This window comes from Methylocaldum sp. GT1BB (assembly GCF_051027545.1).
In the GTDB taxonomy this organism is placed as follows: Bacteria; Pseudomonadota; Gammaproteobacteria; order Methylococcales; family Methylococcaceae; genus Methylocaldum.
Genome location: NZ_CP194902.1, coordinates 2,423,479 through 2,437,654 on the forward strand (window position 1 = coordinate 2,423,479; position 14,176 = coordinate 2,437,654).

The window sequence follows — 14,176 nt, forward strand, 5'->3', positions numbered from 1 at the left end:
GATGAGTTTTATGGTCGACCACCAAGCGGATCATGACGAGGGGACGGAACCGATGAGTGGCAGGGACGCGGAAAAGGAGCGCAGGCGATATTTTCGGATAGAAGACGAGATTATTCTTTTTTTCAGGGAAATAGCGCCCGATGAGATTCCTGATAACCGAAGTCCGCGGGACTTTCCCTTGGATTCTTTCGCCCTTTCAGCCAGCCTGGATTTGCTGACTCAGGAGTCCCGAAAGCTGCTGCGGCGAATAGAAAAAGACACTCCGGAAATCGGCGATTTCTTGAAGGTTCTGGAGCGCAAAATCGATCTCATCGCCCGGGCCTTCCTGAGCTACGAGGCCAACTTGCCGGAGCAGACCACTCAAGGTGTTAGCCTCAGCGCTTCCGGTTTATCCTTCGATGTGGAAAAGCCCTATGCTCCAGGTAAAGTGCTGGAAATCAAGATGGTCTTGCCGCCTGATCTGATCGGGTTAACTGCGTACGGTCGTATCGTTTATTGCAAAAAGAACGGGCCCGATTCCGAGCTGCCTTACCAAATTTCCGTGGATTTCGTCGGCTTGCGCGACAGCGATCGGGAGCTGCTGATTCGCCACGTCGTCAGACGGCAGCTGCAGCAGCTTAGAAACAAGAAACAGCCATCGGAATAAGCGCTTCCGCGCCCCGCTTTATTCATGCAGTACGATGCGCTGACTAAGACCCTGCTTCATTTGCTGTCCGACAATGGCTTTCACTCCGGAACGGAACTGGCGAGTCGCCTCGGTATCAGCAGAACGGCAGTCTGGAAAGCCGTTCGTGCCCTGCAATACCGTGGGATTGAAATCGCTGCCTTGCCGGGCAAAGGCTACCGGGTGACCCAGCCCGTTGAATTGCTCAGCGAAACAGTCATCCAATCCTCGTTGAGTCCGAGCGCCGGCCGGCTGCTCGGCGGTCTCGACATCTGCGACGAGATCGATTCGACAAATACGCATTTGATGCGCCTCGCTGCGAAAGGTGCTCCCTCGGGGGCGGTATGCCTCGCGGAAACGCAGACGGCCGGCAAGGGACGAATAGGTCGTTCCTGGCTTTCGCCCCTGGGAGCAAATATTTATCTCTCGGTCTTGTGGCGTTTCGACGATCACTCCCGTGTGGCAGGACTTAGCCTGGCTGTCGGAGTAGCCGTGATTCGGGCACTGGACCGGACGGGGATTATCGGGGTCGGACTCAAGTGGCCGAACGACATCTTGTGGGAAGATCGCAAATTGGGGGGGATCTTGCTGGAGGTCGCCGGGGAAGCCCATGGCGGATGCGCCGTGATCGTGGGCTTGGGGCTGAACCGCTACATTCCCCCCGTCGTGGGGCGCGGGATAGATCAGGCGTGGGTCGATCTTGCCACGGTGGCCGGCGCATCGGCTCCCTCGAGAAACCGCCTGGCCGCCTCGATTCTGAGCGAGCTTTTGCCTTTGCTGAACGATTATCGGCACACCGGACTTGGGCCCTATCTTGCTGAATGGCGTCGCTATCATCATCTGACCGGGCGCGAGGTGGTCGTCCGTCAGGGCGATACGGAAACCGCCGGCACAGTTGCGGATGTTACCGGAGAAGGGTTGCTGGTCGTGGTGTGCAAGGACGGGAAACGCCGCGAGTTCGCGTCCGGTGATGTGCGGCTCCGGATCGCCGGCTGAGCCGGAGACTGTCATGCGGCTTTTGGTCGACATCGGCAACAGCCGAGTGAAATGGGGAGTCGCGCAAGACAATCGGATTGTTTCGGGCGAATCTTTCCCTTCGGCTGGCGAATCGCTAGAAGAGTCATTCGACCGCCACTGGCTGACTCTGCCCATACAGCGCCGCATATATATCTGTAACGTTGTCGGCGGCGAGGCGGAACACATCGCAACGGCCTGGACCCAAAGACGCTGGGGAGTTTCGCCAAACTTCGTCAAACCGGCCGATCGAGGCTACGGTGTGGTGAACGGTTACGAAAAGCCGGAAAAGCTAGGGGTCGACCGTTGGGTGAGTCTGATTGCCGCGCGGGAGTTCAGCAATGGGCCGGTCTGTGTCGCCGACTGTGGTACCGCGTTGACCTTCGACGTACTTGATGCGCAAGGCCGGCATCTCGGCGGCCTCATCGCGCCCGGCTTGGCGATGATGAAACGGGCGTTGGTGCTGGAAACGAAGGGCATCGGAGAGATCGACTGCGGCGATCCCGAGGTTTTAGGACGGAGCACAGCCGCAGCCGTAGAAGGCGGAGTATTAGCCGCTTGCGCGGGACTGATCGAGAGATCGGTCGGAAAAGCGGAGAAAGAATTGGGGCATGTACCCGATTTGGTCATTACCGGCGGCGATGCGGATAGGATTGCCGACAAACTCGACGGCCCGTGTAAGGTGGTTCCGGATCTGATATTGCGGGGATTGCTCCGCATCGCGAGAAGCGTTTCATGAAGTATGCTTTTTATAGTCTGATTCTGGCGAACGTCGTATTTTTCCTGTGGGAAAGCAGCATACTCGGGCGGGGAGTCAGTAATGCGTCGTCCTATCAGGAATTGCGGCTCCCCCATGTCGTGGAACAAATAGCTTTGCTCAGCGAGCGCACTGGGTTGCCCGAAAAAGCCCCTGACCTGGTTTTGGCAGAGGTGTCCACGACCGAGGCTAAGCCGGAACAGATCAAGGGGACGACATCGATTGTCGAATCGGAGTCGGCCCAAAAATCGGAAGTACCTACCGACACGCCGTCCACATTGTCGACACGGGCCGTGGAATCGGGCTGTTTTCAGTGGGGCCCGATTACGGACGAGACGCGGGCGCGCGAAGTCTTGAATCTGGTTAAGCCTGAGTCCGATCAGGCTAACCTTATCAAGAAACCTTCGGATCTGACCGACGGTTGGTGGGTGCTGTTTCCCAAGGCTCACGATCTGGATACCGCCAAGGCGAACCGGAAGATGCTGCTCGAGAAAGGAGTAACCGACCTTTGGCTGTTCGACAAGGGCGCTTTACAAGGCGCGATATCCCTTGGTCTTTTTAAAACCAGAAACCGAGCCGAGCAGGCTCAGAAGACATTCACGGAACAGGGCATCATTACCGAGGTAGTACCCCGCCAAGTGCGAAACGAGGCTTATTGGGTTCGGATTCCATGGACTCGTCCAGCATCGGACTTGGACGAAATTCTGAAGTCTACGGATGCGAAGGGCGCAGCGGGGTTATCCCCGGCACTCATTCCCTGTGATTGACCGGCCGCTATCCTCGATAAATCCGCTGGGGGCAGTGCCGAAGGTCGATAATCCTTCCCCGACGGATGTGTTTCATTTCTGGAAAGGCGTAGGTCGGCAATCCTTTGCCGACGCCTGAGATGTGGCTCGTTTCTCGACAGCTTGCATAAGGCAGCGATCTCGTAAGTGGATTCGCCGACCACATCAACGAGTGCCTTGAGCATTTTTCACCACAGTTTAGCGGTGTGGATCTGAAAGCCGTTGCGCATGCCCTTTCTTACGCCCTCGTGTCCCCCCTCTCTGGCTAGCCCGTTTTCCGAATCGGTGTAAGGGATTCGGATATGTAGGTCGGCAATCCCTTGCCGACGTATCGGCTCGGCGAAGGGCTTTGTCGGCAAGGGATTGCCGACCTACGTTCTCCCCTCCTGGCACGAATCCGTACACCGGGATGGAAAACGCTCTAAACCCGTAATGGCGTGAGCACTTCAATTATTCACACCTCAACATCCGTCCGCTAAGGCTTACATATTTTTCAGCTTTGGCTGACTTGTCACGCTTGAGTTACAGCCGTCAAACTTGCGCGCAAGTACGAGAGCCGCGGGGGGCTTGATCGAGCCATTATTCGGATTTCAGACGAAAACAAAACCCGACTCTGCGGCAGGCTGTTCGGGTGCGCCATAGGCGTCGTCCGGAATGGCCATGATGACACCGCGTCGCCCCCTCCTATTCGGCGGTTAAGCCCTTGGCTAAGGTCGTTCGTTTTTCGCCCACTGATGCTGCGCGCTGTAGGCGGGCGGATGTTCGAGATTTGATAGCCCATGTTCTGGGCTTCGGGGCGTTTGCTGGATTTAGGCTGACACGATCTAGACATGAGCGCTCCATGCAGAGCGAAGTGGAATAGCCTTCGTTTCCCGGATTTTCTATGGTTGCGAAAACGGGGCAGGGGGCGACTTCAATTTCTAAAAACCAGGAGCAAGCCATGCAGCGAACAATTGTGCCACGCGTAACAAAAACGCCGTTTCGATCGGGTTTATACAGCGTTCTGGCCGTTGTGCTGTCGATTCCGGTATCCGGGTGGGCGGTCGGTCCGGGATGGACTCAAGACTGGTGCAAAGTGTACGCAACCCAGGCAAGTGGATCGGGCTTTTATGTCTGGGTAGATCCCCAAGCCTGTAATAATGTCAACAACTGTCCATACCATCTCGGGCCTACTGGATATGTGGAGCAGTCCGCGGCGGTATTTTGGATCGTCTACCCGACGACTAATACGCCCAGCGAAGCACAGAAAGTCATGATCTCCCAGCTTTCGCTGGCCGCTAGTACAGGCCAACTCGTCAGACTTCATTGAGTAATGGTCAAATGTTGTGTACGGGGGTGGGCTCAGGCGGCGACTTTCTCGACGTCTTCCTGAACTCCATCCTTGAACACGACTCCCTCGATGACTTGGGCTAAACGGGGGATTCCATTCAGTTTCCGCCAGTGCCGCTCGGCGCTTTTCACCAGCATGAACACCATCGCGAGGATACTTCCCCGTGACACGCAGCCGCGCGTTTTGGCGGTTCGTAACCGGACCGTGGCAAAGGTGGATTCGATCGGATTGGTGGTCCTTAGGTGAATCCAGTGCTCCGCCGGAAAAGCGTAGAACGCCAACAGCGCCTCCCGATCCTTTTCCAAACACGCCACCGCCTTGGGATACTTGGGCCGATACCCCGTCAGGAAATGATCAAACGCTTTCTCCGCCTCCGGCCGGGTCGCGGCCATCCAGATTTCGTGCAGCGCGGCTTTGGGTTGCTGACTCTTGGGCAGCTTATTCAGCACATTGGCCGTCTTGTGGACCCAACAGCGTTGGCCACGGGTGGTCCCGTACACTTGTGGTAAGGCTTTCCAAAAGCCGAGGGCGCCATCCCCGGTGGCCAGGTGCGGATTGACCGTGAGGCCACGGGCCTTGAGATCCAACAGCACCTCGCGCCAGGACGCCTCGCTCTCCCGATAGCCATCGGCCAATGCCAGCAACTCCTTTCGGCCGTCCGCCGTAGCCCCAATCACCACCAGAATGCATTGGGCCGCATCCTCCAGCCTCACCCCGAAATGGAGGCCATCCACCCAAAGATACACATAGCGCCGGTTCGACAAATCCCGCCGCGACCAGCGTTGATGCTCGTCCTTCCACGTCTCTTTCAAGCGGCTGATGGTGCTCGCCGATAGCCCCGGCGCCTCCTGGCCCAGCAATGCCGTCAACGCTTCTTGAAAATCCCCGGTCGAGACCCCTTTCAGGTACAACCAGGGCAACAGGTCCTCAAGGCTCTTGGTCCGCCGAAGGTAGGGCGGCAGAATCGCCGAGGTAAACCGGATCGTCTTCGCCCGGTCCCGCACCCGCGGCACCGTGACCTCGACGGCGCCGACGCCGGTTTGGATGGACCGCGTCGGCAGATGACCGTTCCGCACCACCCGCTGGCGGCCGTCCGCCGTCTTCTCGTCCTTGAACCGTTCCAGAAAGGCGGCCACCTCCGCTTCGATCGCCGCCGCCAGCATTCGCTGGGCGCCTTCCCGCGCCAGTTCCGTCAGGGCATCGGCAACCGGGGCGGGTGTCCCTGGATTCTTCAGCGGAATGACTTTATCTTCATGCATGGCGTATTCGCTCCTCTCAACAGGAATTGATGACCTCGAAGACCATCAAGAATACGCCGCCTACCTCAGCCCCTTATCCACAACTTTCGAGCATAACTCCTGATGGAGTTACAGGGAAGATTTTTGGTCCTAATAGCATATTCGGTCCAAAGCTTGGGATTACTGAGATGCCGGAAGCTACAAATATCTTAAATACGGCAATCAAGGTACCGCGATGAGTCAGATTTGTTTTGCTCCCAAAGAAGTTAAATCATGGTATCTATCAAGAAATCTGGCGAATACTTTTGATCGGATTGAACTACGGTTGCCCGAATCCGAAAGCGACGGAAACAAAGCTGCAGTAGTTCTGGAGTGTGGATCATTTTTGGCGAGCTTTACTGTTTGGGGATCAGGTACGACGGAATGGATTGTTGTTAATGGGGAGTCTGGTGAAACGGTGATAGTTCGCGATTCAACATTCACCGATGTTTCCACCCTGTATTCATTACTTGATGCTGCGATAGAAGAGCTCCTGCAACTCTGAAATTGTAGCCCGCGTAGATACTGTTATCCGGATCAAGCCCGCGTAGGCTGGGTTGAGGTACGAAACCCAGCGGTTCAAGACTTGGCTGTGCCGGGTTTCCGCAAAGCTTCAACCCAGCCTACGGGCTTTCCAGCCCGCGTAGGGCGGAATAGCGTACTCGCGTATTCCACCGCATGGGAGTATTTCATTCGGCGCATTACGCTAACGCTAATGCGCCCTACGCGGGCTACACCTACGATCTGGCCGGCAATCTGATTCAGCGGAGCGGCGGCGGGGCGACCCTCGCCTTAAGCTACGATGCCCTGGAGCGGCTGGTGGCCGCGAGCGGCACCGGGATTGCGCCGGAAACCTACGCCTACGATCATCAGGGTCGCCGTATCGAAACCTCGGTGGACGGGACGCCCCGGCGCTCCGTCTATGCCAGGGCGGAAGTTTGGAGTGACTACGGCAACACCTGGACCCAGGCGCAGGCGCTGTACACCTATGCCGGGCTCGACCGTCCGGTGATCCGGACCGGTGCCGGCGGCACCGCGTATTACCATGCCGACGCCCTCGGTTCGGTGGTGGCCGTGACCAATGCCGCCGGATCGATCACCGCCAGCGCCCGCTACGACGCCTTCGGCCAGCCCCTCGCCGGCGGGGCTCTCCCGCGCTACGGCTACGCCGGCCGCGAACCCGACGCCACCGGGCTCATGTATTACCGGGCGCGCTACTACGATCCCCAGATCGGCCGCTTCACCCAACGCGACCCCGCGGGCTTTGTGGATGGGGTGAACCCGTATGCGTACGTCGGGAACAATCCGGTGAGTTTGACCGATCCGTTGGGGTTGGCGAAGTTGGCCCCGATCGCGAGCTCGAATGTCTCGGGGTATCCGGGGAACGGGGGTGGAAATGCGGCACTGGTTGGGACGACCATCGCGGCTCAGTTGCCGAGATTAACGACGTCTCTACCGATCGTCGAAAATGCAATTACCCGATATGCAACGCCGATCCTGCAAGGCGGTGCGAGAGCCCTTGCCACGGGTCCCGGAGCGGCACTGGTCGGCACTTTCTTTCCGAGTAGCTTGGGCGATCCAAATGCCAATTGGAAGCCGGGTGACGCGGGGTTTTTGCCCTTTACGTCCAATGCAAGGGATTCGATTTATACTGCGAACGAGGTTGCAAAGTACGAAGTCGGAACGTTTAGCGATCTTGCAAACCGCTCATCCACGGGCGATGGGCTAGATATTCACCATGCTGCGCAAAAGCACCCAGTTGGTCAGGTGATTCCTGAGTACGATCCTGCGACTGGCCCTTCAATAGCAATTCCTCGTGGCGAACACAGTCGAATTCCGACAATAAAAGGCGAATACAGTGGTTCCGCCCGCGATTTGCTCGCAAAAGACATTCGAAACCTTCGAAATTATACCAATGCGCCGAATGGTTCACTGGAAGAGTTGATTAAACTGAACAAAGACAAGTATCCAGGCGCTTTTTCTAAATAGGAGCACATATGAATAATGAGGCGTTTGTTGAAGCAATTAAGCAATATGTGGGGGAAGCGGCTGTTGAAGATATGATCGCAAATCTGAAGAATCCTCCCGGGCGGAGGGTTTCTCAAAAGGAAAAGATGCGTTCAGATTGGTATAACAGTCTTTCAGAGTTAGAAAGAGATTATATTGGCAGCATTGTCGCTGACGCAGTCCATGAGGCTCTATTTGGTCTGCTTGCGGTTTTGGATGGTGTAAGAGCAATTGAAGACGGCGAGAGCAAAGGCCATTTTGAACTGAGCTATGTAGACGAGAAAAACCAAATTCTTTTGAATAATCCTAACGACATTGGGTTGCATGACTTATTTAATGTATCTGAATAGCCCGAGTAGCCCGCGTAGGGTGGAATAGCGTACTCGCGTATTCCGCCGCGTGGGGAACGTTCCATTCGGCGCATTACGCTCAAGCTAATGCGCCCTACGCGGGCTGAACCCGTATGCGTATGTCGGGAACAATCCGGTGAGTTTTACCGATCCGTTGGGGCTGTCGCGGTTAAATCCAGTGAGGAGTCAGAACATATCAGTCTTTGCGGGCGTCAGACCCACCCATCCAAGCGGTGGATCGATACCGCAGACAATCCGAGATATTGAGCCAGTCGAAGATGGTTATGATTTCAGCAATGGGGCGGTGCAGGTAGCCCGAGCCGATGTAGAAGTATGGCCACGTCAGGGTAAAGGTTTTAATTATCGGGCAACTGACGACCAAGGGAGCAAGCCGCTACAAGGCACTTTCAATACTGGCACATCTCTGAACATCAATCAGCTCCCCGAAGGTGATTATCGGGTTACTCCGCGTCCCCGAGTTCCTGAGCCAGGGCCAATTGGAAAAGTCCGCGATTTCTTCATGGTAGATCGGAACAAAAATGCTGGACGACCTACCATATCCAATACAGATAACTGGAATCAGGTGCGCTTTCCTGACGGGTCTATACACGAGGGGATTCAAATTCATCCGGGTCGCCAAGGCACAGCAAGTGGAAGCTCTCTCGGCTGCCTTGTTTGTACTGAGCCTGAGTACAACCAGTTGAATCAGATGTTCAACAGAAATTACGACAATGGCGGCGTCTTTTTGCATATCCGGCAGCAGCCAGCCAAGCCTTAGATTTTTGGTGTTGGAGGTTTATAGAGGTATGAAAAAAATGCTTGTTCTTGTGGGGAGCCTTGGAATAGCAACAGTGTTAGGTTGGGGCTATTGGGTGTCGCTTAGTGACGCCCAGCATTGGCTACTATTTAACAAGCGGATTGCCGAAATTCACGCGGATTTATTGCTAAATCGAAATACAACAGTAATGGTGCCGGATGAATTGATTGATGTGCAGATTTCGGCCTATCCAGGCTGGGTGCTTTTTAGTCCGCATGACGAAGAACATTCTTTTGTTCTAGCCTACGCGCCTGAAAAGAAGCCTGAGCCTTTTGCTGCAGATGGAGTGACTCGTCAGTGGCGTCAGGTAAATCCGCGCTGGTACGAATTACTGCCAAATTGATCTATCCATTTTGCATCGAATCCACGCGGAACTCCGGCAGCGGCTAGAGCGCTCCCTCCAGGAGTAGCGGAGCAACCGTTACGCACGTTCGAGGTCGTGAAGTCATTTGATGTTCAGGCCGGTACCGTTGCCCCCGCATTCGGACAACTGGGTCTTGGAACTCAATTTCGATCTTCAATGCAGTTGGGAGACTTGATTAGAGGTGGATTTCTTAAGGAGGTCAAACCATGATTCGCTCATTCCCGGAGTTGCCGGACTGGTCGTTTGATATTGATGAAGTGTCTAACGGTGTCTACAAGGTTGTAGTTAGCCATAGATATGGGCACAAAATTTCAAAAACTGGAATTGATCCAGAGGCGCTAATTGACGATTGTAGGCGCGAAGCGACCGACATGCGCCTTGCTGATCGCCCTACGCGGGCTAAGAGCATATTCGGTCCAAAGCTTGGGATTACTGAGATGCCGGAAGCTACAAATATCTTAAATACGGCAATCAAGGTACCGCGATGAGTCAGATTTGTTTTGCTCGCAAAGAAGTGCAGTTGGGCCAGCGGGTCCGTCGGCAAAGGATTGCCGACCTACGAATGCTTGAATCCATTTACCCGAGCCGAAGGCGCCAACGACTTCCGCCAAGCCTGTTTTGCCGTACGAGCGAGATGAAAACGCTCTAAAACCGAAGACGGCGAAGTGCAGCAACAAAAGCCTGACTCTGTCACAGATTTTTCTACGGCTTCGCTATACGTAAAAAGAAGACACCGACCATGAAAGCGCTTAACAAATTCTACAAAGCAATATTATTTTCGCTTTTGTTTCCCGTCTCTGCCACAGCGGGCGGGGGAAATGGAAATGTCGAGATTGAACACGTCGGCGGCTACGGAAACGCAGGAAAGGTGGGGTCAGGTCTTGCAATAGGGCCGTAGGGCGGGTTAGCGTATTCGCGTAACCCGCCGTTCGAGTTGCGCCGCAAGCAAAAGGTGGGGTCAGCCCGCGTAGGGCGGAATAGCGTACTCGCGTATTCCGCCGCATGGGAGTATTTCATTCGGCGCATTACGCGAAAGCTAGAGCATTTTCATACCTACTGTACGGGCACTCGCGAGTAGGTCGGGAATCCCTCCCAATCGCAAACGGCGTCTTCGGGAGCGCCGAAGCCGCCCTTCCCGACGCCACGTCCCGGCCGAGCGTCTTCGTCGGCAAAGGATTGCCGACCTACGAAAGCTTGAGTCGATCTACCCTGGCCGAAGGCGCCAACGACTCCTGCAGGCCTGTTTTGCCGTACGAGCGAGATGAAAACACTCTAAGGGGCTACTCGGTAAACGGCGGGTTACGACGCATCGGATCCAAGCGTGCCCAGCAGGGGTTCCGTTGTGCGCGCCTAACCCGCCCTACAAACCCCGGGGTGAGGTACGAAACTAGACCTCGATCAAGCGTCGGCTGTGCCGGGTTTCCGCAACGCTTCAACCCGACCTAGGCCAAGCTTGGCAGGCTAGGCGCTGCATAGTTTCTACAGGCTAATCGACGCGCGCTGCGGCCGTGAGCCTTGGATTTTCCGAATACCGCAATGCGATAAACAGGAAAAACTGGGTTCCGAAGATCAGATTGGCCAGGACGAGGTGAATCGGCTGTACGAAAGCCGGAAATCCGAGACGATCCAGCGTTACCCCGGTGCCGATGGCGGCTACCACCAAAGCCCCCAAGGCGATGCCGAAGTTTCGAAGCAGGTGTCCGCGTTCGAGGCGTCGTGCCAGATTCCAGACGAGCCACAGGTTTGTGAAGAGAATGACGGAGGAGAACGAGCGGTGAATGTAGAAAATGATCGGAAATTCCTCCCGCCAAAGGTGGCGCTCGGCTTGATCGAAGGTCGTGGCGATGACGTCCACCGACTCCCGGATCTGGGTTCCCATGGTGATTTGCAGCAGCGTCATTCCCATCGCTACCGCCAAGACCGTTTTGAATCTTGGCGATAGCGCGCCAGTATCGAGCCTCCGTATCGTGTCCTGCTGCGATCTCGCGATCGCGTAGATCAGGAGACACACGATCACGAAAGCGGTCACCATGTGGGCGGTAATCATGACCGGCCGCAGATTGCTGGCGACGACCGCAGATCCCAGCCAACCCTGAAACCCGACCAATAAGAATACGGATAAGGCGAGGAAGAAGACCGCCCGGTCTCGTCTCAGATATGGAATCGCATAGAGCAAGGTCAGCAGAATAAGCACTCCGATACTCACACCGATCAACCGATTGACATATTCGGTCCAGGTCTTGAGCGGATTGAACTCGGTATCCGCATAGCCGCGCTCGGCGTAAATCTCATGGTAATTCGGCGGCAGCTGGGATTCGTCGGTAGGCGGGACCCAGCGGCCGAAACAGGTGGGCCAGTCGGGGCAGCCCATGCCGGCACCGGATGCCCGTACGATACCGCCGACCAGGATCAGGAAATAAACGGCGGCGATCGTAATCAGGCCGATGCGGCGGAACCGTTTGGAAATCGCCGAGTCGGTCGCGTTTGAATGAAAAGCGTTCTGGGGATTGAAGTCGGAAGAGACCGTATCGTTCATGACTGATATTTCGACAAGATTGGGATGTTATGTTTGTACGATGCCGGACGGCGAGCCGGTATCGGCGTTCGGAGCGTTTTTCGCCGCAGTATAGTGGCGTGAATCGGGAACTCGGCACGCACACTCAGAATACATGCGCAAACAAGCTTGTAGGTCGGCAATCCTTTGCCGACGACGATGTCGGGAAGGGATTCCCGACCTACGACAGCCTGGGGCGCTACACCACATCGGAAGATGCTCTAGCGAGCGGGCATGACCGAAAAGGATTCCGAAATGCTGAAACTGCGGCTACGAGAACTTTCGGATAAATCCTGATAATACAACCGAATGCGATAGTTTCCGACCGGCAGTCGACCAATTCGATAGGTTCGGTAAAGCCCGGAGCCGGGGAGGGCGCTTTCCTCCGGTTGAAAGGTATAAAGGCACTGCCCGTAGTGGTTGACGACGATCTCGATTTCGTTTCCTTTCATCCGGGCATCGACACGGTCGTCGTTGCAACCGCGCCGCGGGTAATAAATCAGGATATCTTCGTTGGCGCGAGGACTATTGGGTTCGATAAAAAGGGTTTCGCCTTGCGCTCCACCGGGTCCCCGGAAATGTTCTTGGGCGACCGCCGGGAGAGGAAGAAGGCTCAACAAGAATGCCGGTATATGGCGGCGAACTCGGGATAACCGCGTCCATCGAAGCGTGGAAAAATGGCCGTTAGTCATTGCGCATGCCCAAGACTCGGGTTTCGCGGTAATAGCTGCTTCCCCAGACATATACGTACATCGCGCCGCTAACCAGCGTCGTCAAAAATACGATCGCGGTCAGGCCGGTGATGAGGCTGGCGGGCAACGACACGAAGCCATGGTGCAGGAGTATGATGAATACCAGAAAGAGCTGAAGCAATGTATTCACTTTGCTGATCAGGAGCGGTTGCCCTTCGAAGGGCCGCAGCAGGAAGTAATACAGCACTGCACCGGTGAATATCACCAGGTCGCGCAAGACCACGGTGGCCATGAGCCAAAACGGGAGCAATCCCATAAAGCTCAGCACGATATAAGACGAAACCAGAAGCAGCTTGTCGGCCAAAGGGTCGATATAGGAGCCGAGACGGGATTGCCAGTGAAAATGCTTGGCTAGAAAACCGTCCAGAGCATCCGATACACCCGCAATCACGAACAGCGTCAGAGCCCAATCGAAGCGCTTTTCCAGCATCGAACTGATGACAGGATAGACGAGCAGGATTCGGCAAACCGAAATGATATTGGGTATATGACGTGCTTTCATTCGGCTAATCGGTAGGTTAACCCGGAAAACTGCCGGTCCTCGTTAGCGACGGGTCTCAACACCCGCCCTAAAGCGAGGGCCTCCTCCAACGACGCCCTGTCGCCGAGTACGTATAGCTTAAACAAGGCATGATCGGCGTCCACTCCCATCCACTCCAGCCTTTTGACCTGAGACAGCCGGCTCAGATAGGCGGTTGCGCGATCGGTCGCATCGAGAGACGACAGGCCGACGATTTTCAATTCCAGAGTCGTTTCCTGCGTGGTACGCGGAATGAACCGTTCGGCCAGGCGGGAGTAGACTCCGGATGTACCCGACCGGAGTGCTTCCTGGAGATCGGGAAAGTTTCCCTGCCAAGTCTCGTCGAGATTTTGAAGGTAAATTCGCCAAGCGGCATCCCAGGTGCCCTCCGGTCTATGCGACAAGCGTCCGGCGAGCACGGCATCGGTCTCGTATCGAGCGGACGCTTGCTTGACTCGCTCTCCGTTACCGGTTTCCAGGTCGTCGATGCTGAGACTCTGTTGGTCGGTCAAATCCCACAAAGGAACCGTCACGGGCAATCCGCTTTCCTCCGCTGCGGCACGTAGCGCGCGGTCGATCTCCGGCATTTGATCGGCCACGAAAATCGATTTTTCCGCATTATCCTCAATCGAAAGCCATACCAGCACTTCGGGTCGCTGTTCTCCCCAAGGACTGATGTTCGATTTACGCAAGGTGTCGTTAATGCGCGGCGAATCGAACTCCACGCGCAAATAGTCGAGCGGCGCATCGGTGTCCGACTTGGTTATGTACTCGTATTGCAGAACGAAATGGTCGGGTTTTTCCAGCATGGAGCGTACGGCCTTGGACTGCATGGCATCGGTCCTGACCAATCGCTTGAGGACTTGCTCAAGAGCTTTGCGGATGTCTTCGTTACGTGTCGATTCATCTTTGCTCTGTACGGCGACGTCCATTCGATACAATCCTTTTATTTCCGCGGCCATAAGGTTGGGACAAACCATTATGA

General features: G+C 55.6%; 17 protein-coding genes. 12 read left to right on the top strand and 5 right to left on the bottom strand.

The window, feature by feature from the left end:
* Positions 1–10 precede the first annotated feature (10 nt).
* The 5 genes from ACR2TX_RS12220 (at position 11) to ACR2TX_RS12240 (ending at position 4,529) form a co-directional block, all read left to right on the top strand.
* A complete protein-coding gene (locus tag ACR2TX_RS12220; RefSeq protein ID WP_434111812.1) occupies positions 11–646 on the top strand; it encodes a PilZ domain-containing protein in 636 nt (211 codons plus the stop codon).
* Positions 647–670: 24 nt separating this feature from the next.
* The gene (locus tag ACR2TX_RS12225; protein ID WP_086133565.1) at positions 671–1,660 is read left to right on the top strand and encodes a biotin--[acetyl-CoA-carboxylase] ligase; all 990 of its coding nucleotides are present in this window, start codon (positions 671–673) and stop codon (positions 1,658–1,660) included.
* A 13-nt stretch (positions 1,661–1,673) separates the two neighbouring features.
* Entirely contained in the window at positions 1,674–2,417 is a 744-nt protein-coding gene (locus ACR2TX_RS12230; protein ID WP_434132278.1) for a type III pantothenate kinase, read from the top strand.
* Entirely contained in the window at positions 2,414–3,202 is a 789-nt protein-coding gene (locus ACR2TX_RS12235; RefSeq protein WP_434132281.1) for a hypothetical protein, read from the top strand. The genes ACR2TX_RS12230 and ACR2TX_RS12235 overlap by 4 nt, the downstream gene beginning before the upstream one ends.
* Positions 3,203–4,160: 958 nt before the next feature.
* The gene (locus ACR2TX_RS12240; protein ID WP_434132283.1) at positions 4,161–4,529 is read left to right on the top strand and encodes a hypothetical protein; all 369 of its coding nucleotides are present in this window, start codon (positions 4,161–4,163) and stop codon (positions 4,527–4,529) included.
* Between the two features lie 32 nt (positions 4,530–4,561).
* Here ACR2TX_RS12240 and ACR2TX_RS12245 read toward each other — a convergent pair whose 3' ends face one another.
* Complete coding sequence (locus tag ACR2TX_RS12245) at positions 4,562–5,809, bottom strand: IS256 family transposase (RefSeq protein WP_077728054.1); 1,248 nt, start codon at positions 5,807–5,809, stop codon at positions 4,562–4,564.
* Positions 5,810–6,023: 214 nt separating this feature from the next.
* Between ACR2TX_RS12245 and ACR2TX_RS12250 the strand changes: the two genes are divergently transcribed.
* From ACR2TX_RS12250 to ACR2TX_RS12280, 7 genes are all read left to right on the top strand, one after another.
* On the top strand, positions 6,024–6,332 hold the full coding sequence (locus tag ACR2TX_RS12250; RefSeq protein ID WP_139841146.1) for a hypothetical protein: 309 nt from the start codon (positions 6,024–6,026) through the stop codon (positions 6,330–6,332).
* A 173-nt stretch (positions 6,333–6,505) separates the two neighbouring features.
* Positions 6,506–7,816, top strand: a complete 1,311-nt coding sequence (locus tag ACR2TX_RS12255) for an RHS repeat-associated core domain-containing protein (protein WP_077728055.1) — start codon at positions 6,506–6,508, stop codon at positions 7,814–7,816.
* 8 nt (positions 7,817–7,824) lie between these two features.
* Entirely contained in the window at positions 7,825–8,184 is a 360-nt protein-coding gene (locus ACR2TX_RS12260) for a hypothetical protein (RefSeq protein WP_077728056.1), read from the top strand.
* Positions 8,185–8,320: 136 nt separating this feature from the next.
* Positions 8,321–8,962, top strand: coding sequence for a hypothetical protein (locus ACR2TX_RS12265; RefSeq protein WP_143735034.1), 642 nt, complete (start codon positions 8,321–8,323; stop codon positions 8,960–8,962).
* Positions 8,963–8,990: 28 nt separating this feature from the next.
* Complete coding sequence (locus ACR2TX_RS12270; RefSeq protein ID WP_143735035.1) at positions 8,991–9,344, top strand: hypothetical protein; 354 nt, start codon at positions 8,991–8,993, stop codon at positions 9,342–9,344.
* 3 nt (positions 9,345–9,347) lie between these two features.
* Positions 9,348–9,575, top strand: a complete 228-nt coding sequence (locus ACR2TX_RS12275; protein ID WP_077728057.1) for a TNT domain-containing protein — start codon at positions 9,348–9,350, stop codon at positions 9,573–9,575.
* Positions 9,572–9,853, top strand: coding sequence for a hypothetical protein (locus ACR2TX_RS12280; RefSeq protein ID WP_077728058.1), 282 nt, complete (start codon positions 9,572–9,574; stop codon positions 9,851–9,853). The genes ACR2TX_RS12275 and ACR2TX_RS12280 overlap by 4 nt, the downstream gene beginning before the upstream one ends.
* 998 nt (positions 9,854–10,851) lie before the next feature.
* On the opposite strand, the gene ACR2TX_RS12285 is transcribed toward ACR2TX_RS12280, so the two are convergent.
* The 4 genes from ACR2TX_RS12285 to ACR2TX_RS12300 form a co-directional block, all read right to left on the bottom strand.
* Complete coding sequence (locus tag ACR2TX_RS12285) at positions 10,852–11,901, bottom strand: COX15/CtaA family protein (RefSeq protein WP_077728059.1); 1,050 nt, start codon at positions 11,899–11,901, stop codon at positions 10,852–10,854.
* A 239-nt stretch (positions 11,902–12,140) separates the two neighbouring features.
* Positions 12,141–12,536, bottom strand: a complete 396-nt coding sequence (locus tag ACR2TX_RS12290; RefSeq protein WP_139841147.1) for a hypothetical protein — start codon at positions 12,534–12,536, stop codon at positions 12,141–12,143.
* A gap of 67 nt (positions 12,537–12,603) precedes the next feature.
* On the bottom strand, positions 12,604–13,173 hold the full coding sequence (locus ACR2TX_RS12295; protein WP_077728061.1) for a CDP-alcohol phosphatidyltransferase family protein: 570 nt from the start codon (positions 13,171–13,173) through the stop codon (positions 12,604–12,606).
* A complete protein-coding gene (locus tag ACR2TX_RS12300) occupies positions 13,170–14,171 on the bottom strand; it encodes a DUF2066 domain-containing protein (RefSeq protein ID WP_346425830.1) in 1,002 nt (333 codons plus the stop codon). Before ACR2TX_RS12300 ends, ACR2TX_RS12295 begins: the two co-directional genes overlap by 4 nt.
* Positions 14,172–14,176: the final 5 nt, after the last annotated feature.

Excerpts from the sequence above, each read along its gene's own strand:
- ACR2TX_RS12220 (WP_434111812.1), top strand. The coding sequence starts at position 11 with ATGGTCGACCACCAAGCGGATCATGACGAGGGGACGGAACCGATGAGT.
- ACR2TX_RS12225 (WP_086133565.1), top strand. The coding sequence starts at position 671 with ATGCAGTACGATGCGCTGACTAAGACCCTGCTTCATTTGCTGTCCGAC.
- ACR2TX_RS12230 (WP_434132278.1), top strand. The coding sequence starts at position 1,674 with ATGCGGCTTTTGGTCGACATCGGCAACAGCCGAGTGAAATGGGGAGTC.
- ACR2TX_RS12235 (WP_434132281.1), top strand. The coding sequence starts at position 2,414 with ATGAAGTATGCTTTTTATAGTCTGATTCTGGCGAACGTCGTATTTTTC.
- ACR2TX_RS12240 (WP_434132283.1), top strand. The coding sequence starts at position 4,161 with ATGCAGCGAACAATTGTGCCACGCGTAACAAAAACGCCGTTTCGATCG.
- ACR2TX_RS12245 (WP_077728054.1), bottom strand. The coding sequence starts at position 5,809 with ATGCATGAAGATAAAGTCATTCCGCTGAAGAATCCAGGGACACCCGCC.
- ACR2TX_RS12250 (WP_139841146.1), top strand. The coding sequence starts at position 6,024 with ATGAGTCAGATTTGTTTTGCTCCCAAAGAAGTTAAATCATGGTATCTA.
- ACR2TX_RS12255 (WP_077728055.1), top strand. The coding sequence starts at position 6,506 with ATGGGAGTATTTCATTCGGCGCATTACGCTAACGCTAATGCGCCCTAC.
- ACR2TX_RS12260 (WP_077728056.1), top strand. The coding sequence starts at position 7,825 with ATGAATAATGAGGCGTTTGTTGAAGCAATTAAGCAATATGTGGGGGAA.
- ACR2TX_RS12270 (WP_143735035.1), top strand. The coding sequence starts at position 8,991 with ATGAAAAAAATGCTTGTTCTTGTGGGGAGCCTTGGAATAGCAACAGTG.
- ACR2TX_RS12280 (WP_077728058.1), top strand. The coding sequence starts at position 9,572 with ATGATTCGCTCATTCCCGGAGTTGCCGGACTGGTCGTTTGATATTGAT.
- ACR2TX_RS12285 (WP_077728059.1), bottom strand. The coding sequence starts at position 11,901 with ATGAACGATACGGTCTCTTCCGACTTCAATCCCCAGAACGCTTTTCAT.
- ACR2TX_RS12295 (WP_077728061.1), bottom strand. The coding sequence starts at position 13,173 with ATGAAAGCACGTCATATACCCAATATCATTTCGGTTTGCCGAATCCTG.
- ACR2TX_RS12300 (WP_346425830.1), bottom strand. The coding sequence starts at position 14,171 with ATGGTTTGTCCCAACCTTATGGCCGCGGAAATAAAAGGATTGTATCGA.